The organism is Bacteroides sp. FSHCM14E1, from assembly GCF_019633785.1.
Classification (GTDB): domain Bacteria; phylum Bacteroidota; class Bacteroidia; order Bacteroidales; family Bacteroidaceae; genus Bacteroides; species Bacteroides hominis.
Genome location: NZ_JADKYL010000001.1, coordinates 370,933 through 389,359, shown reverse-complemented (window position 1 = coordinate 389,359; position 18,427 = coordinate 370,933). Strand labels below are relative to the sequence as shown.

Below are 18,427 nucleotides of genomic sequence, written 5' to 3'. Positions count from 1 at the left end.
TCCATCTGACAAGCGTTCCCTTCCATGTTTGCACACAAAAAAGCCTAAGCGAAGTAAAAAAAGGCTCCCGGCCGTCCCGTTTTTTCGGGAATCGGCCGGAAGCCATACACACATCCTGTTTTCTATTCGTCTGTTACAGGATCATTACCTCTCCGTCAGCCGTTTTATGCCGTCGGATCATCTACGATACCTCCGTCTCCTCCATCAGTTGTCCCTTTCAGGTAATCGTCCAGACTGATCAGGTCCAGTTTTTCACCCGCACGGGTAGCCGTTTTGGTAATTTTCAACTCTTTGTTAGCCTGAAAATAGATACGTACAGCCTCTACACTTTTGGCCGTGATGTCTTCTTTCTTTTCGGCACCTTTCGACTTGGCTGCGAGCATAAACACCCCCAATCCTTCAATGTTTACCGCTTTTCCTTCCAGCAGCTGCTCTTTCAACTTTTCTACAAAATTCTGAATCGTACTCTTAATATCACCTACCGAAAGTGATGAACGGTCTTGGATTTTCTGTGCTATAAACTTCAGGTTTACCGACCGACCCAATGTAATGAGTTGCGGATAATACCTCTTCGGAGAATTCTCAACGCGCGGATCTGACGGGCGTTGCACTGTTTTAAAAATTACACTCATACTACGTTTCTTTTTAAAGATTTAAATTTCATTTTTATAGTCTCGTTTCGTTGATCAACAGTGCAAATATCCGGTTTTCCCTGAAGAGTACCAAGCAAAACAGCCCCTCACGGAGTGTTTTTCAGGATTATGATATAACTCGCTTATTATCAACTGATCTCACGACTACATTACAGAATAGCTTTATTTTCTTTACTCTGCCTTTAATCTCATATTATTTCTGTCGCCAATATGGATGCAAAGCTGTTGCAATATTAAAATCTGATACATTAAATTCATAATCCCAATCAAGTCGAGTCCATAAACCTGAGTTTTCTCCAATGATAAATACTACACTATCACATAAGACAGCTTCAAATTCATATGGATGCCGCCCGATCTGAAAGTTTAGAATTATAAACCGAACTGGGGACTTGTCTTGCTTTGGAATCACAACAGAAGTGCATTGGAAAATCGATTTAGCTTGCCGACCGATAGACCTGTTGTTTTTGCTCATCACTTCAATGGCTTTCTTTGCGTTTCTTGATACCGCCTTTGGATTGTAAACTGAGCCATATTGAGGCTTGATATCAGCAAATAATAAATCCATTTGCCTTGATAACTTCGTAAGTCCCTCGATAATCATTTCTTTCATGTTCGTTGGGCTGATTTTACAAAAGTCTTCCCATGTGGCAAGTTGTTTTTCAGTGGGAAAATTTTCATTCCCGACGTCAAACCACGCAACAAAAATCTCCATTCAAAGAATCTATGTTGATTGGATGTTTGGTTTCATATAATCCTAGGTCTCCAATTCTCCAAAATTGGGAATTGAAACCTGATATGTTATTTACTATTTGTTGAAGGCAAGAGAACTGATGTTGTTCGCCTTGCTTTAAGGCATCAACAGTTTTTATTCGTTTCTTTTGTAATAGATCAATAATATCTTTCATTTTATTCTTTAAATTGATAATGTCCACTGGCTATCTAACTACGCAATTTGTTCGATACGACTCTTTTGGCATACTATCACATGTAGAACAAATGATATTTTCACACATAGAGTCATTCCTTCCGAGATTTACAACATCAGCTTATGGACTTCATCATAATTCTAATATCTAATAAATTAATTATCAGAAATTTATATACATATCATCCGACCGCACATAATCATGTCTCTAAAAATACGGTTTTGTCTAATTACTCACAGAGGAATCTGTTCTTTTTTTCTTCTATCCTATAAAATAGTATTTCATGACAGTTGTTACTCCAATCATCATATTATTATGATTCGTAATAGTAATCATCTTACCAAGATACCCTTTCATAGATGCAGACAATTTTGTAAAATGTAAGTTAGACAACAAAATAATATTCTAAAAATCAAAAAGATATAGTTCCTACAAAGAGAATTATCGGAAGGAGGTAAGACTGATTACCTGAAAAGGGTGTAGCTATCCAAGGTGAAAGGTGTAGCCATAACGATCGGATGGCTACACCCAAACAACAGTTGGGCTACACCTTTCTCAAATGCAATTTTGGAGAAAAGCTAAAGAATAATTGCGTCCGGGAATGAATTGTACGAGCATAAGAAGATAACGATACAAAATCTGAGGATGATTCTGAAACCATGGCACAATAAAAAAGAAATCTCAATGAACAATCGCATGGAGAAAAGGAATGATCTTCATAGATTAGTCACCACAGATTCACAAATTACACAGAGAAAAAAGAAATCAATAGATGTGATTTGAATATCTGCGTAATTTGTTTAGCTGTGGTGAAAAGAGTAGCTGGTATTATGTAGCAAACTCTATTTAAACAGTCCGGGATAAATCTCCCCTCCTGTTTCGCTTACATTAAGAGTCTGTAAGAGTTTACCGTCCGGAGAATAAAACAACTGAAATTCCGAATCAGTGTCATATTCCTCCACTTCGATTATGATGACCGCCGGCTGCTTGGGAAAAGTGATGATTCTTACATCTTCCAATTGCATGGACGCCATCGTACTTTGCATAAAGGCCTTTGCCACAACAGGAGGAACAGCCTCCAAAGATTCGACATCGGTCTCTGTCATCAACCATTTACCTTTATCACTGAACCAGACGTTTAGCTCCCGCCCTTTCACCCTGATATCGGCAATGTGATAATCTCCTTTTCGTTCCCAATCGACCGTGGTCACTTTAGGATACATTTTCTGAAAGGCTTCCTGCACTTTATCGGGAGGAGGAAAACCGGCTGAAAAAACAGTGCTGGAAATGAATAACAACATTGCCATCAACAAAAGGGGGCTAAGCTTCTTTATCATTTGGGTTTCTATTAATTTAAGTTTGATACAACAACAACGTCAAGCGGATTTTGTTTGTGGATTTATTCCACAAAATTGTGGTGAATTCCACATTTACATCCCCGTATTATACTTCATTAGTGCCTTATACCATCTTTTCACATCTGGCATAATCTTTGTCTACTTCATCAATTAGTTTCTTTTCAGAGAAACCGGAATAATTGTATCACTTAAAAGAAAAATTATGAAAAAGTAGAAGAAAACAAAAACTAACAAGACTTCGATTCCGAAATGAGGACGGAGTTACAAAAGAAGTAAAAAACTGAAAAACATGTTTAACTCAAACCTATTAATTTATGACGAAAAAAAGTAACCTATCCTTAAGGTTTACAAGAGTATGGGAAAAACACTGCCTGAAAACAGTAGTTGCTACTTTGTTGCTGTGGTGCGCACAGTCGGCACAAGCGACGACCGATACTTACAAAACACAAGCGACTGCCAGTATACAACAACAAACCGTGAAAGCCACCGGTGTAATCATCGACAACACGGGTGAACCACTTATCGGAGTTTCCGTAAAAGTGCAGGGCACCAATACGGGAACCATCACCGACTTGGACGGAAAGTTCTCTATTGACACTCCCAAAGGAGCTATCCTCGAGTTTTCATTTATCGGTTACAAAACTGTCACAACGGAAGTGACCGGAAAGGAACTCCATATCACCATGCAGGAAGATTCAAAGCAACTGGATGAAGTAGTAGTTGTGGGCTATGGTTCACAAAAGAAAGTAAACGTTACCGGATCTGTAAGTATGGTCAATGCGGACGTCCTGGAGTCGCGCCCCGTACAGAATGTGTCACAGGCACTGCAAGGAGTTATTCCGGGACTGAACATGTCCGTGGGCAGTAGCGGTGGTACACTGGATGGCGAACTAAACGTAAACATCCGAGGAGCAGGTACGATAAGCGATGGTTCGAGCAGTAGTCCGTTGGTACTGATCGATGGAATCGAAGGAGACATGAATACAGTCAACCCGAATGATATTGAATCGGTATCTGTACTGAAGGATGCAGCTTCTTCATCGATCTATGGTGCGCGTGCGGCATTCGGGGTCATCCTGATCACTACGAAGAGTGGTAAAAGTGGCAAAACACGTGTAAACTATTCGGGTAATGTACGTTTCTCGGATGCCATTCAGTTGCCTGACATGGTGGATTCTTACACCTTTGCGCAGTATTTTAACCGGGCTTCGACCAATGGTGGGGAATCTCCTACCTTTGACGAAAAAGCATTGCAAAATATTCTGGACTTCCAAAACGGAAAGTTTACCGATCCTTCCACTCCCGAGTATTACGGGCTGGAAGCCGGACCGGACGGCAAATGGAAAAGCTATGCAGGATCTTTTGCCAATACAGACTGGTTTAAAGAGTTTTACAAAAGCTGGACACCCTCTACGGAACACAACCTCAGTATCAGTGGAGGAACAGAGAAGCTGACTTATATGATCAGCGGCAGTTTCCTGAATCAGAATGGCCTTATCAAGCACGGCGAAGATAACTTCAACCGTTATACGATGAATGCTAAAATCTCGGCAAAACCTGCGGAGTGGATCACGTTAAACTACACGAGCAAATGGACCCGTGAAGACTATGACCGCCCAACTTACATGACAGGCGCATTCTTTCATAACATTGCCCGCCGCTGGCCGACCTGTGCTCCCATGGATCCGAACGGTCATTACATGCCCAATATGGAAATCATTCAGTTGGAAGAGGGAGGTGTGCAAACGAGCCAGAAAAACTGGTATACCAATCAGCTGCAAGCTATCTTCGAGCCCGTCAAAGACTGGCGAATTGTAGTAGAGGGAAGTATGCGTACCTATACACGAAAGCAACATTGGGCAGTATTACCGATCTATGGATATGACGTGAACAACAAACCTTACTTATTGTCGTGGAACGGTGGAGCGGCCGGATATTCAGAGGTTCAGGACGAACGTGAAGATGAAGATTACTTCTCCGGCAACATTTACAGCGACTATGCAAAAACAATCGGTGATCATTATTTTAAAGTGATGGGTGGTTTCAACGCCGAACTTTTCCGGCCAAGCGGAATGACCGGATTCGGAACTGACCTGATCAGTTCGAATGTTCCTTCTTTAGGATTGACTCAGGACAATCAGAAGGCAAATGCATGGGCACGCGAAAGAGCAATTGCCGGTTTCTTCGGACGTGTGAACTATAACTACAAAGAGCGGTATATGTTAGAAGCCAATCTGCGTTATGACGGTTCTTCACGGTTTGTAGGCAATAAGCGTTGGGGATTGTTCCCTTCTTTTTCAGCCGGATGGAATATCGCACGTGAAGATTTCTTCCGTCCTTTGGCCGGTATTATCGGCACCTTAAAGCTGAGGGGCTCTTGGGGGCAGCTTGGCAACAACAACACGGATAAGGCCAATGCCTGGTATCCCTTTTATCAAAATATGATTACGGGATCTGCCAATTCCGGATGGCTGATCGACGGCAAGAAACAAAATACAGCTCAACTGCCGGGCATCGTTAATTCACTGATGACATGGGAAACCATTGAATCATGGGATCTCGGTCTGGATTTTGGTTTGCTCAATAATCGCCTGACAGGATCGGTCGGTTATTATAACCGTTACACATACGATATGATAGGTCCTGCTCCTATATTACCCCCCGTACTGGGAGCTCTACCCCCTCAAGTGAACAACTGCGACATGAAGTCATACGGTTGGGAGCTGGAGCTCTCATGGAGAGACCGCATCAGCGAGTTTGATTATAGTGCGCGATTCGTTTTATCTGATGGAAAACGTAAGATACTGAAATATCCAAACCCGACGAATTCACTCTCTTCGGACGTATACTATAATGGACAGATATTGGGTGACATCTGGGGATACAAAACTGTTGGTATCGCACAAACCCAAGAGGAAATGAATGCGCACCTGGCCAACGGAGGCACACCCAACTGGGGAACAAACTGGGGAGCCGGTGACATTATGTATGCAAACCTGGATGGAAAAGAAGGGGTTAACAACGGATCGAACACTCTGGAAGATCATGGTGACTTAACAATTATCGGTAACAGCACACCCAGGTATAATTTCGGTCTGACACTGACCGGAGCATGGAAAGGATTCGATTTCTCAGTATTCCTGCAGGGAGTGATGAAAAGAGATTACTGGCTGGACGGTCCGTACTTCTGGGGAGCAAATGGCGGATTATGGCAATCAACTGCATTCAAAGAGCACATGGACTATTGGCGTCCGGAAGGTGATCCTCTCGGTGCAAACACTAATGCTTACTACCCAAAACCCTATTTTAATACGGATAAAAACCAGAAAGTACAAAGCGGATATCTACAGAATGCCGCATATTGCCGTCTGAAGAATGCCCAGATTGGCTACACTCTGCCCAAAACATGGACCCGGAAAGCAGCAATGGAATCGGTACGTGTTTATGTGTCCGGAGACAATCTGTTGACCTTCTCGGGAATCAGCGGAGTATTTGATCCGGAATTATTGGGTAGCGACTGGGGAGACGGTAAGCTCTATCCTTTGCAGAGAACGATTTCTATTGGCTTAAATGTTAACTTCTAATTTTACCAGACAAATGATGAAACTAAAACTGAAACATATCTGTTTCTGCTCGTTAATCGGAATGGGCGGACTGGCACTGACTTCATGCAACGACTTCCTGGACCGTTCGCCAATCAGTGATATCACTCCGGAAGATTACTTCAACACAGTAGATCAAGTGGGAAGCTATGTTATCAATTACTATGACGACTACCTTGAAAATTCAAATACAACCAAGATGTATCACCAAAGGGCATGGAACTCCGGGGTGGTAAGAAATGATGCTAACACCGACAATTTATTGAGTGATGATGGAAACCTTGATTATTTTGCGGGAAACAAACAGGTGCCCGAAGGGAAAAACATTCAGGAACCTCTGAACCGTATTCGTGTGTGGAATTATCTCTTTGAACAAGTACTGCCGAAAGAGAAAGAGGGTACGATTCCCGGAGATGCAGAATTGTTGAAGCAGTATATCGGAGAGGCTTATTTCTTCCGTGCCCTGGCGTATTATAACGCATTGGTACGTTTTGGCGATTATCCCATCATTACCGAAGTATTGCCGGACGACTCCGAAACACTGATCAAGAAAAGTCAGCGCGCACCACGCAATGAAGTGGCACGCTTCATTCTAAAAGATCTTGACGAAGCTATCAGTCGCCTGAAAGAACGTGGTTTCCAGAATAACCAGCGTATTAACAAACAGGCTGCATTGGTGCTGAAATCAAGAGTTGCACTGTTCGAAGCAACCTTCGAGAAATATCATCAGGGAACGGGGCGCGTACCGGGTGATCCAACATGGCCCGGAGCCGTAATGAGCTATAACAGTGGAAAAACATTCGATATAGCAGGAGAAATAAACTTCTTCCTGACGGAAGCAATGCAAGCAGCGGCAGCTGTTGCCGATCATGTTCAACTGGCAGAAAACTCGCATGTAATGAATCCTCCATACAATACACTTTATGGGTGGAATCCTTATTTCGAAATGTTCAGCCAGCCGGATCTTTCGAATGTGGAAGAAGTACTGCTGTGGAAACAATATAACCTGTCACTTACCGTATCACATTGTGTAGGTGCACGCCTTAAAAACGGAGACCGTACCGGACTGACACGTTCACTGATCAAAACATTTCTGATGAAAGACGGTATGCCTATCTATGCAAGCAACAATGCTATTGATGACAGAACGGTTTCTGATGAAAAGAAAGACCGTGACGAGCGCTTGCAACTGTTTGTGTGGGGAGAAAAAGATGCGTGGATGACAGATGAAAGAGCAGATACAGTGAAGAATTACAATAAGGACCAGGCGGGAAACATGGTGACGAATCCGATACCTGTACCTTGGGTAAAATCTACAGTAATCAGTGATCAGGAACAGACACGTGATATCACCGGTTATCGTTCCCGTAAGTTCTATCCGTATGATGACGAACAAAGCAGATCGGACGAATTGCTGGGGACCAATGCCTGTCCTATTTTTCGTGCTTCCGAAGCATATCTTAACTACATCGAGGCTTGTTATGAGAAGAATGGTTCGTTAGACAGTAAGGCACAGGACTACTGGAAAGCCATTCGCAGACGTGCCGGTGTCGATGAAGACTATCAGAAGACGATCAATAGTACGGATCTGAGCCGCGAAGACGACCTCGGAGTTTACTCGGGAGACCGAATGGTAGATGCGACGCTTTACAACATTCGCCGTGAGCGCCGCTGCGAATTTATCGCCGAGGGCATGCGCTGGGATGACCTGAAGAGATGGCGCTCTTGGGACCGGTTATTTACACAACCATACATTGTAGAAGGCATCAACTTCTGGGATGAAGCCTATAAACTCTACACAACCACGGATAAAGACGGTAATGAAAAGTCTGCTGTAGTAGCCGATGGCAGCACATCTGCCAACATGTCGCCGAAATCGGATGGGAAATACGTACGACCACTGCGAAGGACACAAACGAATAATCAACTTTATGACGGATATACCTGGAAAAAAGCTTATTATCTGGAGCCACTCGGACTACAGGATTTGCAATTATCGGCCACCAATCCGGAAGACATCAATACATCCATGATGTATCAGAATCCATATTGGCCTGTCGGTACAGGAAAAGCGCTTGAGTAATGTCGCCGAATACGTAAAACCATAATATAACAAAGTTCACCACAGAGTTTATACAAGGTATGTTTGCCGATGTATCCTGTGGTGAACAAAATCAAACCTCCGAATGAACCTAAGCCAAGTCTTTTAAGTTATATGATATATAGAAAAGAATAAAATCTGATTTGATCAGATCAGACCGACTACAATAAACAACAACTTTAAAATATAGGAAAGTATGAATGTACATGAAGAATTATTCGGTGGAAATATACCACAAGATGTAACTGAGAAACAAGGCGAAAACGCTATTTTTATTGTTTATGGACTGAAGCAATCGGACGATGCAATCAAGCAAGTAAAAGATGTATGTGCTAACTTCTCCGCCCTGATACGCAGTATGCGTAACCGTTTTCCTGATATGCAATTTAGCTGCACGATGGGGTTTGGTGCCGATGCCTGGAGCAGACTTTTTCCGGAGTTGGACAAACCTAAAGAGTTAAGTACCTTTGAAGAGATAAAAGGAGATAAATATATAGCTGTATCTACCCCGGGCGACCTGTTACTGCACATCCGGGCTAAACAGATGGGTCTCTGTTTTGAATTTGCCTCTATAATTGACGAAAAACTCAAAGGTGTGGCAGAATCCATCGATGAAACACACGGGTTCAGATATATGGACGGAAAAGCGATCATCGGTTTCGTAGACGGTACGGAGAATCCGGCCGTAGATGAAAACCCTTATCATTTTGCGGTTGTCGGTGACGAAGACCCGCAATTCGCAGGAGGCAGTTACGTTTTTGTGCAGAAATATATCCATGACATGGTAGCATGGAACTCGCTTCCGGTCGAAGCACAAGAAAAGGTGATTGGCCGCCGCAAATATAATGATGTGGAATTGTCGGACAAAGAGAAGCCGCAAAATGCCCACAATGCCGTAACCAATATCGGTGACGATTTGAAAATCGTACGTGCCAATATGCCGTTTGCCAACACTTCTAAAGGAGAATATGGAACATACTTTATTGGCTATGCCAGCACCTTCAGTACTACCCGCACAATGTTGGAGAACATGTTTATTGGTGACCCTGTGGGGAACACCGATCGTTTGTTGGACTTCAGTACTCCGGTAACAGGCACATTGTTTTTTCTACCTTCGTACGATTTGCTTGCTACACTCGGAGAATAGTAATCACTCTCCATACAGTACAGTCTCCGCTATCCAGGCAAAAACATTGGCTATCAGTTTGGAGGCATTATTATTAATGGTCCCGGAATTATTGTTTATACGGTTATCGGTAGTAGACGTTGAACTGGATGCCGAACTGCCAATATCCGTATCTCCCCAATAAACGATTCTCCTTGAATAGTCAACGCCCAAAACAATACCTCCTGCAGGCCCCATCAATATAGGAGTAATACCTTTGGATGCATCTGTATTGAGTTGTATCTCGCCATGATAAGGATCATAATTGCGTAAAGAGAAGTCAGTATTGACAGGAGTATATGGAGCAATGGTAAAAGGCCCGTTAGTAGTAAAGTAGCTATTACCATCCTCAAGAGTTGCCAAAGGATAGGGACCGGTATTACTCGTTAAAAAAGAAATGCCACTATTTCCACCCAATATCTCTTTTAATAAATTCTGGCTGACATCACTGGCATCATAAGAAACAATCAATACACGGTTCTTTTTAGCCTTCACCCAATTGTGCGCTTTCTGGGCATCCGAGATCCCGAATAAAGAATTGCTCATATAATGGACATAAACAACATCAAAAGCCGTGAAAAGAGCATCTGTCAGATTATTATTGCTCGCACTCACGCCAATCAGATTATATCCTCCGCATTCAACTGTTCCGGCCGGACCGAAATTATTTTGATTATTGAGTATTCCGCGAAGACCAGTTGCGCGCGCCTCTGCATTGCCAGAGCCAATTATATTCGTTCCTAAATATCCCAAACCGGCATTGAATGTTAAAAGATCAATTGTTTTGTAGGCAGCGACATCATATCTCTGCTGTATATTCACTAAAATACGCCAGCGATGGGCTGTAATCATAAAGTTTTGAATACGGCGGATATTGCTTGCCGAATTGTTCTGCAGAGCTGTAATCACCAGTTGACTCCCATTCTGTGTTTTTTCTACTTTAAAGAATTCATTTGCTAATGACTGGTCGGCGGTTCCTTGGGGAGTTCCTGCCGCGTCGGCCCATTGTAAAGTATAATCCGGAAGATCGGTATTCACACTGATGATTCCTGCCGAACCGGCTTTGTTCTTGAGGATGATCTCTCGCAAAGACACCCCAAAATGATGTTCTCCATCGAAACTCATGTCAATGGTATAATCATCCCATGCCTGTACTTCGGCTACGATATGGGCGGAACGATTATTAGCCGCTTCGTCCGGACTACCCCACCCCGGACCTGAGACCTTCTTTATATTGAAAATATACTTATGATTACGAAGTACTTGCCCGAAAGCATTTTCAACATTATCGGGATCAAAATCCATACGGTAGTAACCCGGTTGATCACTTCCTTCATAATAACCCTCCACAACAATACAGGTTGCCTGACTAACCCAATTATCCGGGGCTGGTGAATCGGCCTCAGGCAAGTAGAGTTGGGCTGAAAATTCATTCAGGTTCTCAGCAGATACAGGATACAGGACACTGTTTACATTTCCGGTACTTCCGGCAGGTACGCTCGGAAGCGTAACCCTGACGACTCCGGTTTCATCGGGTATTATCTGCAAGTGGTCATTGGCACGATATGCTTTTACCCCTGACAACTTAAAGTTTGCCACTTCCGTAGCTTTCACGTCTACCCGGGCAATGGAACGTAACATCTTTATTCCGGTAATATTATTTATAACCGTTGCTTCTAATCCTCCGGGCAATTCATACTCCCCATACATTGGAAAATCGGAAGTGATATTGTTGAACCGGAGATTGATGTTTTTTTTCACCAAATCTTCGCTATCATCCACCGAAGGCTCATTGGCTATTACCGCATCGGTAGCATTGGCTAATATGAGTAATTTTAAAGGCGAACTGCTTGATTTTAATAAAGCTTTAAAAGAAGCAGCGGATGAAGTGTTGTTGATGGATATGCCGGGTACACGGTACTTATATTTACCTTCTTCAAACACTAACACTTGAATCTCACTGATTTTAGACTCATGATCGGTCGTCGCAAATGTTCCTCGCGTCCGGGCATATGTAGTGGAGGCCGGTATGGTTATCACTAACCTTACCGATACATCCTCTGTATTATTTCTATCTGCATCTCCGGGCACTTCCATACTGTCGGTACATGACATATATAAAAGGCCGGTTATCAGAATAACCATTAATTTTTTCATTAGGGTTTAGGTTTGTTTTCTCAGATACAAAGATGGACTTTTTCAGGAAGGAATCCGTGGCGTTTAATGAATGGTGTAAACAAAGATTTTTCTATTATCACATCTCACATGAATTTATTGTCCAATTATGCAACAATCGGAAATGTGTGTAAAGACGTGTATCCATTTTCGAAACTTCGTCATAAACTTGTCACCAGTTCTTGTTGCCGGTTAAAGAAATGGATTCGCTGAATCTCACCACTCTGCGAAATCAAAGTTGAATACTTCTTTAATGACTGTATCCATACCTTCAAATGCTGAAATAGCAAATCATCTTTCGAAGTTATGGAATTAATGGAAAAGACCCCTATCAGGCATTGATGGTAGATATCTGTTTCTACATAACTATATGTAGACTCAAAATTGATATCGGATATATATATTTTCACATCTTTTCCGGATGAATATTTTCCCTGAGCTGAGATCTTCTCCAATTCATTCAGTAATACCAATAATTCCTTCTTTATTCTTTTTACACTGTCTTCTGATATCAGATTGATATTTAAGAAAAACTTGATCTCATTGACCAATCTGATAAATATCTCTTTATCCCATATATAATTGGTTGTCTGGAATAGCTGGGACAAATTTACAAATTCTTTTTGCTTGTCAATCAACTTTTCCGGAATCTCCAAATCTTCATAATGTCTGCCTGCATATGTGCTTTCATGTTGGTAAATCCATTTGAAAAGCTGGAATTTGGATAAGGCTTCATACTTTAAATACAGGGTTTGCGGAACGGTATTTGAGGAGGTACTTCTTTCCGAACTTTCCCGTTCAATCAATTGACCGAACAACTTTATATACGAATCAATAATAGAATAATAGGTCTCCGCAGGGCGTTGACATTGCAACATATTCAGATTAACAATAGCGTTGTCATTCAAATCGGCCCCTACTATTTTATCAAGAGAAATGCCCATGTGTTGAGATATGGTGGCAACTTCGGCAAAAGTGAACGGTACTTCACCCCGCAACCGCCTGTAAGTAGCTTCTTTGCCAAGGTAAAGAATGTCCATCAGCGCATTTGCAAGATTGTTCCCCTTGGGTAAGTATATTTTCATTGCATCTATTAAATCTGTATTTATATCACGCATAATCATTGTTTTTATATTTTTATCTGTAAACAAGTAATCTGTAACTTTTGTTGCGCCTATCGAAACGAACAATCCCTTTGATGACGGTGCGTTGCATTATCAGAGCTTTCTTTTTCAGGGGTTGCTTCAATAGACACTTTTTGTTTATAAATACATTTTTAAAGTCACAAATCGTTGCTGTCTGGAAGGTATATTTGTTATCTGAAAAAAACGTAGTATATCCACTTAAATAAAAAGATAATGAAAACAAGTAAAATCTTTATGACTACACTGGTTGCATTGACTATGGCCGCATGCAGCAATGACAATGATTGGGTTGACCAGCCCAGCAATCCGGACGTAATTGCCCCGGATGCATATGCCTCTTTTTCCATCAGCATTCCCCACGCATCGAAGACACGTGCAGTATCTACAGATCCGGGAATTGCAGCGGAAAATACAGTGAAATCCCTACATGTGTTTATTTATGACGCAGAATCTCCCAATACACCTACTGTAGCTGAATTTACGGTCGCAGGAGGCACACTCACACAGAAACCAGCCGGGAGTTCTACCTGGGTGACCAGCCAACCGGTCAGTACCAAAAAGACGGATAAATATATTTTTGCGGGAGTAAACCTTAATGCAGAAATAGTGAACTATATTACTTCTAATGGATTAGGTGCATTCAGCTATAAAGATTTCACACAAGAAATAACAAAATTGGCCGATCAAACAAATGGATTTGTCATGTTCAATAGTGCTTATCCGACCCTTACGCCCGCTACTGACTTATATGAGAAGAAAAGTGAAGCCGAAAACAATCACATAACCATTTCTGTAAATCGCGTCACTGCAAAAGCGGCGGTGTTCCAATCACAGAGCTTTGTAGTGAATGGAGGCGGAACGATGACAGATCTGAAGTTCGGCTGGAGAAACCTGAATAAAAAATTCTACTTTATTCAGGATAACAGGGACGCTCTCATCAAAGACTATAACTGGGCTAATTATACCGCAGCAGATTTTACGAGGGGAGCAGATGCCATCAACGTTTATGCTTCGGCTGATGTGCCTACCTCTTTTTCTTATGCTACGGAAAATGCATTCCAGTATATTTCGGGTACATCCAATGTGGATGCAGCAACTTTTATCAGTGTCAGCGGGGTATTTACACCCACTAACATCATATCTGCCAAAATAAATCCCCCTACAGTTGCGGCTGATTTTGAAATCATCGTGAATCCGAAACCGGCGGATAAAACATTCTTTGTCGTGCGGACTGCCGATGGTGTTGCCAATTACTTTATAGATGGACCTACGGCAGAAAAGTTTGCGGAGCTATGTGCCGCAAATACTCCGCAAATGCCATCTATCAATGGGGCCTACCTATTATCGGAGAATACGTATAGCAACGGATTGTGTTACTATCATATTTTTGTTAACAATGATGCAGTCACACCACAGGCTCCTTATAATATCTACAGAAACCAATATTTTAAGATCAACATCAATTCTATACAAGCACCGGGAAATCCTTCGGATAACTTTGACAGCGGAGAACCAATCAAGCCTAATTCATGGATTGGAGTCGACATCCAGATTATCCCTTGGGAGGTGATTGAAGAAGATCACGATTTATAACCAGCTAATTAATGTCCCACAGAATGTTCACCTGCAAGATAGAAGCCGGATTCAGAGTATTCATATTCATTATATTGCCTTTCGTACTCACGAATTGCATTCGGGAAGATATGTCCGGATGTCCCCGGGATGATGGAGGGTTGGCCCTCAAATTCAGCTATGATACAAATGCAGACTCAAGACAGAACACTCCACAAGGTATCGATCGGTTGGCTGTTTTCATATTCGATGAAAAAGGGCTTTTTATCTCTCAGGTAAACGATTCTATGACTTCAATCAATGACGATTATGTCATGGAGCTGCCTTACAAACAGGGCAGTTACCAATTTGTAGCATGGGGTGGCTATGATAAAAGTACTTATCAGACTTCTGAATGTGTGCCGGGAAAAACTTATATCGATGATTTCTTTCTATCTGTAAAACGTCAGGAGGACAACCGGGTAATCAATCAGCCCAAACTGCTCTATCACGGTATGCACGATATAGTCGGGCTTAACAGTAAAGAAAAAACAATTGTATTGATAAACTTGAAACAAATGACGAATCATATCCGGGTCATTGCTCATAATTTGAATCAAGACAGAAGTGACAACATTTATATAGAGGATAATAACGGTAAGTATGGATATGATTCACAATTCTCCGATGATGACCAGATAAGCTATATTCCCATTTATGAAGCATCATCGGGACAATCAGATCCGTTGATTGCCGACTTCAATGTAATGAGACTGGAAAAGGATAGAGAACCCCGGCTGCGAATTGCCGACAAAACAGGTACAATCCGCTATGATGAGAATCTTATTGGTAAACTCATAGGCGAAAATCCCAATATTGATTTTGAGCATAACCATGATTTCACCATTGAAATATCCTTCGATAACTACATCCCGGTCATTATCAAGATTAATGGCTGGGAGATAGTTAATGAAGAAATATAACTATAAACTGCAGAAGAATGAAACAAAGAAAGGTACACTCATATCAATGAGGATTCCGTGAAAGATGGCAACAGGTATCATGTCCTTTCCCGAATAGTGAGTAATGGACGGCAACAATACATCCATTGAATTTACACCGGCAGCAGAAATAGGGGCCAGTTTCCCAAAATATTTCCTGATCAGTGGTGCGCCCAGCAATGCCATCATTTCGCGGAAAATATTGGCCAGCAAAGCAATTGTACCAAGTTCCGTTGCCAACTGTAATCCTACAGAAGCTTCCTTAAACTGAGTAATCAAGATGGATGAAAGGGAATAATATGCAAATCCACTTCCCACTGCCATACAATCGAATACACTCCACTGACTCAACAATAAACTGGCAAAAGCTGAAAAAAGAAGGGTTCCGACAATAGTAGCTATCGGCACTAAAAGCATATTGGGGCGTAGACTTTTGATCAGAAATTTCAGATTCTTATTGCTTCCGATACTGATGCCAACCTGCAACATCAACGCATAAAGTATATACATAGAAAGATTGTGCATGTCAAACTGGAAATCATTGAAGATTCCGACCAAACAGCCTATACAGAAAAATGCGACAACAATCAGACTACCTTTCATGATTTTCCTCCTTTCTTGAAAAACAGGCGTAATACGAGAAAAGAAGCCAACATGCTGCCCAAGATACTTGAAGTGGCCAACACAATGGCTTGCCATCCGAATTTACCCAGATTATTTACGATTAAACTATTGGAGCCTATCGAAAGGCCCAGCACAAAAAGTAGCAGGAATATCGTAAGCGAAGTACTCTTTTCTACTTTCTCCAGAAATTTCAGGTTACGCAGCAAATAACCGATGCCAATACCTAAAAACATGATAGATATAATGGAAAACATACTCGTATATTTTAAAAAGTTACACAATGCAATCCCTGGCAACTTTTATGTATGAGCTGCCGGACAGATCCTCCCTTTCACCTTTATTTAATAAGGAAACGAAAAGAGATAAATCAAACTACAAAACAGGGAGTAATTCAGATAAATCCGCTAAACCAATGTACATGCACAATGCAGTGTCCGTACAGAATCTTATTTTCTCGCACGGCATTGTGTATGCTATATGTAGTAAACAATCGGTTCATATCATTCATTAATTACAGTGCAAAGGTAATACTATTGCGCATATTTTCCAAATAATTATGCAAAATATAAATAGTCATAGTAGTAGAATTACTCATAAAAAGACGATGAAAATCTTGCAGAACCTGTATTTTTCTTCGTATCTTTACAAACCGAAATAAAGGATATATCAATAAACATATAACGATATGGAAAACAGAAGTTTAGTAACCATAGCGGAGCATTCGAAAGAAAAAATCCTCTATATGCTCGAAATGGCGAAACAATTTGAGAAGAATCCCAACCGCCGGTTATTGGAAGGTAAAGTAGTGGCTACCCTATTTTTTGAACCTTCTACCCGCACCCGGCTAAGTTTCGAAACTGCTGCCAATCGCCTGGGCGCACGGGTTATCGGATTCTCGGATCCTAAAGCCACCAGCTCATCCAAAGGGGAAACTCTGAAAGATACAATTATGATGGTTAGTAACTACGCTGACGTGATTGTAATGCGGCATTTTCTGGAAGGAGCAGCACGCTATGCCAGTGAAGTGGCCCCAGTGCCTATCGTAAACGCCGGAGACGGAGCCAATCAGCACCCTTCACAAACAATGCTCGATCTCTACTCCATTTATAAAACACAAGGTACACTGGAGAATCTGAACATCTATCTGGTAGGTGACCTGAAATACGGACGTACAGTACACTCTTTACTGATGGCAATGCGGCATTTTAATCCGACTTTCCACTTCATTGCTCCCGAAGAGCTGAAGATGCCGGAAGAATATAAGATTTATTGCAAAGAACATAACATAAAATATGTGGAGCACACAGACTTCAACGAAGAGGTAATTAAGGATGCGGATATTCTTTACATGACCCGCGTACAACGTGAGCGTTTCACTGACCTAATGGAATATGAACGGGTGAAGAATGTATATATCCTGAAAGCGAAAATGCTCGAAAACACTCGCTCTAACCTCCGTATCCTGCATCCATTGCCACGTGTTAACGAAATAGCTTATGACGTAGACGATAGTCCGAAAGCATACTACTTTCAGCAGGCACAGAACGGTCTCTATGCCCGTCAAGCTATACTTTGCGATGTATTAGGAATCACTTTACAAGATATTTTATAAAATCATGAGCGAGAATAAACAAGAACTACAGGTGGCCGCACTGAAAAACGGCACTGTTATTGACCATATCCCTTCGGAGAAACTCTTTACTGTAGTTTCACTGCTTGGGTTGGAACACATGACGACCAATATTACTATCGGATTCAATCTGGACAGCAAGAAACTGGGTAAGAAAGGGATCATCAAGATTGCTGACAAGTTCTTCTGTGACGAAGAAATCAACCGTATTTCCGTAGTAGCACCTCATGTAAAACTAAACATTATCCGTGACTACGAAGTGGTAGAAAAGAAAGAGGTACGTATGCCGGACGAGTTAAAAGGTATAGTGAAATGTGCCAACCCGAAATGTATTACGAACAATGAACCGATGGCCACGTTATTCCATGTGATTGACAAGGATAGTTGCGTTATAAAATGCCATTATTGCGAAAAAGAACAGAAAAGAGAAGATATCACAATCATTTAGTTACGTGTCACAGCGCTACGAGTTTTAAAATACTGTGCTATGACG

The 18,427-nt window shown here is 41.7% G+C and carries 14 protein-coding genes; 7 read left to right on the top strand and 7 right to left on the bottom strand.

Annotated features, from left to right (window positions below; genetic code table 11):
- Positions 1 to 164 precede the first annotated feature (164 nt).
- From ISX59_RS01690 to ISX59_RS01680, 3 genes are all read right to left on the bottom strand, one after another.
- The gene (locus tag ISX59_RS01690) at positions 165 to 632 is read right to left on the bottom strand and encodes an HU family DNA-binding protein (RefSeq protein WP_005805993.1); all 468 of its coding nucleotides are present in this window, start codon (positions 630 to 632) and stop codon (positions 165 to 167) included.
- 214 nt (positions 633 to 846) lie between these two features.
- A complete protein-coding gene (locus tag ISX59_RS01685) occupies positions 847 to 1,368 on the bottom strand; it encodes a hypothetical protein (protein ID WP_255580112.1) in 522 nt (173 codons plus the stop codon).
- 1,056 nt (positions 1,369 to 2,424) lie between these two features.
- Positions 2,425 to 2,916, bottom strand: coding sequence for a PepSY-like domain-containing protein (locus tag ISX59_RS01680; RefSeq protein ID WP_220575655.1), 492 nt, complete (start codon positions 2,914 to 2,916; stop codon positions 2,425 to 2,427).
- Between the two features lie 338 nt (positions 2,917 to 3,254).
- On the opposite strand from ISX59_RS01680, the gene ISX59_RS01675 reads away from it, so the two are divergent.
- From ISX59_RS01675 to ISX59_RS01665, 3 genes are all read left to right on the top strand, one after another.
- Positions 3,255 to 6,524, top strand: coding sequence for a TonB-dependent receptor (locus ISX59_RS01675; RefSeq protein ID WP_032539312.1), 3,270 nt, complete (start codon positions 3,255 to 3,257; stop codon positions 6,522 to 6,524).
- Between the two features lie 16 nt (positions 6,525 to 6,540).
- Complete coding sequence (locus tag ISX59_RS01670; protein WP_032539381.1) at positions 6,541 to 8,625, top strand: RagB/SusD family nutrient uptake outer membrane protein; 2,085 nt, start codon at positions 6,541 to 6,543, stop codon at positions 8,623 to 8,625.
- A 214-nt stretch (positions 8,626 to 8,839) separates the two neighbouring features.
- Positions 8,840 to 9,790, top strand: coding sequence for a Dyp-type peroxidase (locus tag ISX59_RS01665; protein WP_032539313.1), 951 nt, complete (start codon positions 8,840 to 8,842; stop codon positions 9,788 to 9,790).
- 3 nt (positions 9,791 to 9,793) lie between these two features.
- Here the strand turns inward: ISX59_RS01665 and ISX59_RS01660 are convergent, their stop codons facing one another.
- Both ISX59_RS01660 and ISX59_RS01655 read right to left on the bottom strand, forming a co-directional pair.
- Positions 9,794 to 11,965 (bottom strand): fimbrial protein, encoded by a 2,172-nt coding sequence (locus ISX59_RS01660; RefSeq protein ID WP_032539314.1) that lies wholly within the window; start codon positions 11,963 to 11,965, stop codon positions 9,794 to 9,796.
- A 179-nt stretch (positions 11,966 to 12,144) separates the two neighbouring features.
- Entirely contained in the window at positions 12,145 to 13,101 is a 957-nt protein-coding gene (locus ISX59_RS01655; RefSeq protein WP_175413946.1) for a hypothetical protein, read from the bottom strand.
- Positions 13,102 to 13,341: 240 nt separating this feature from the next.
- Here ISX59_RS01655 and ISX59_RS01650 point away from each other — a divergent pair, with 240 nt between their 5' ends.
- Both ISX59_RS01650 and ISX59_RS01645 read left to right on the top strand, forming a co-directional pair.
- Positions 13,342 to 14,721: an Mfa1 family fimbria major subunit gene (locus tag ISX59_RS01650; protein WP_220575590.1), complete on the top strand. Its 1,380-nt coding sequence runs from the start codon at positions 13,342 to 13,344 to the stop codon at positions 14,719 to 14,721.
- A gap of 23 nt (positions 14,722 to 14,744) precedes the next feature.
- A complete protein-coding gene (locus tag ISX59_RS01645; RefSeq protein WP_005805970.1) occupies positions 14,745 to 15,662 on the top strand; it encodes a FimB/Mfa2 family fimbrial subunit in 918 nt (305 codons plus the stop codon).
- On the opposite strand, the gene ISX59_RS01640 is transcribed toward ISX59_RS01645, so the two are convergent.
- Positions 15,663 to 16,283 (bottom strand): lysine exporter LysO family protein, encoded by a 621-nt coding sequence (locus ISX59_RS01640; protein WP_005805967.1) that lies wholly within the window; start codon positions 16,281 to 16,283, stop codon positions 15,663 to 15,665.
- Positions 16,280 to 16,558 (bottom strand): LysO family transporter, encoded by a 279-nt coding sequence (locus ISX59_RS01635; protein ID WP_005777620.1) that lies wholly within the window; start codon positions 16,556 to 16,558, stop codon positions 16,280 to 16,282. Before ISX59_RS01635 ends, ISX59_RS01640 begins: the two co-directional genes overlap by 4 nt.
- Before the next feature lie 431 nt (positions 16,559 to 16,989).
- Between ISX59_RS01635 and pyrB the strand changes: the two genes are divergently transcribed.
- Together pyrB and pyrI are read left to right on the top strand one after the other, a co-directional pair.
- Positions 16,990 to 17,916 (top strand): aspartate carbamoyltransferase, encoded by a 927-nt coding sequence (gene pyrB, locus ISX59_RS01630; protein ID WP_005805962.1) that lies wholly within the window; start codon positions 16,990 to 16,992, stop codon positions 17,914 to 17,916.
- 4 nt (positions 17,917 to 17,920) lie between these two features.
- Entirely contained in the window at positions 17,921 to 18,382 is a 462-nt protein-coding gene (gene pyrI / locus ISX59_RS01625) for an aspartate carbamoyltransferase regulatory subunit (RefSeq protein ID WP_005777611.1), read from the top strand.
- Positions 18,383 to 18,427 lie beyond the last annotated feature (45 nt).

Excerpts from the sequence above, each read along its gene's own strand:
- ISX59_RS01670 (WP_032539381.1), top strand. The coding sequence starts at position 6,541 with ATGAAACTAAAACTGAAACATATCTGTTTCTGCTCGTTAATCGGAATG.
- ISX59_RS01675 (WP_032539312.1), top strand. The coding sequence starts at position 3,255 with ATGACGAAAAAAAGTAACCTATCCTTAAGGTTTACAAGAGTATGGGAA.
- ISX59_RS01640 (WP_005805967.1), bottom strand. The coding sequence starts at position 16,283 with ATGAAAGGTAGTCTGATTGTTGTCGCATTTTTCTGTATAGGCTGTTTG.
- ISX59_RS01650 (WP_220575590.1), top strand. The coding sequence starts at position 13,342 with ATGAAAACAAGTAAAATCTTTATGACTACACTGGTTGCATTGACTATG.
- ISX59_RS01685 (WP_255580112.1), bottom strand. The coding sequence starts at position 1,368 with ATGGAGATTTTTGTTGCGTGGTTTGACGTCGGGAATGAAAATTTTCCC.
- ISX59_RS01660 (WP_032539314.1), bottom strand. The coding sequence starts at position 11,965 with ATGAAAAAATTAATGGTTATTCTGATAACCGGCCTTTTATATATGTCA.
- pyrI (WP_005777611.1), top strand. The coding sequence starts at position 17,921 with ATGAGCGAGAATAAACAAGAACTACAGGTGGCCGCACTGAAAAACGGC.
- pyrB (WP_005805962.1), top strand. The coding sequence starts at position 16,990 with ATGGAAAACAGAAGTTTAGTAACCATAGCGGAGCATTCGAAAGAAAAA.
- ISX59_RS01665 (WP_032539313.1), top strand. The coding sequence starts at position 8,840 with ATGAATGTACATGAAGAATTATTCGGTGGAAATATACCACAAGATGTA.
- ISX59_RS01635 (WP_005777620.1), bottom strand. The coding sequence starts at position 16,558 with ATGTTTTCCATTATATCTATCATGTTTTTAGGTATTGGCATCGGTTAT.
- ISX59_RS01690 (WP_005805993.1), bottom strand. The coding sequence starts at position 632 with ATGAGTGTAATTTTTAAAACAGTGCAACGCCCGTCAGATCCGCGCGTT.
- ISX59_RS01655 (WP_175413946.1), bottom strand. The coding sequence starts at position 13,101 with ATGCGTGATATAAATACAGATTTAATAGATGCAATGAAAATATACTTA.
- ISX59_RS01645 (WP_005805970.1), top strand. The coding sequence starts at position 14,745 with ATGTTCACCTGCAAGATAGAAGCCGGATTCAGAGTATTCATATTCATT.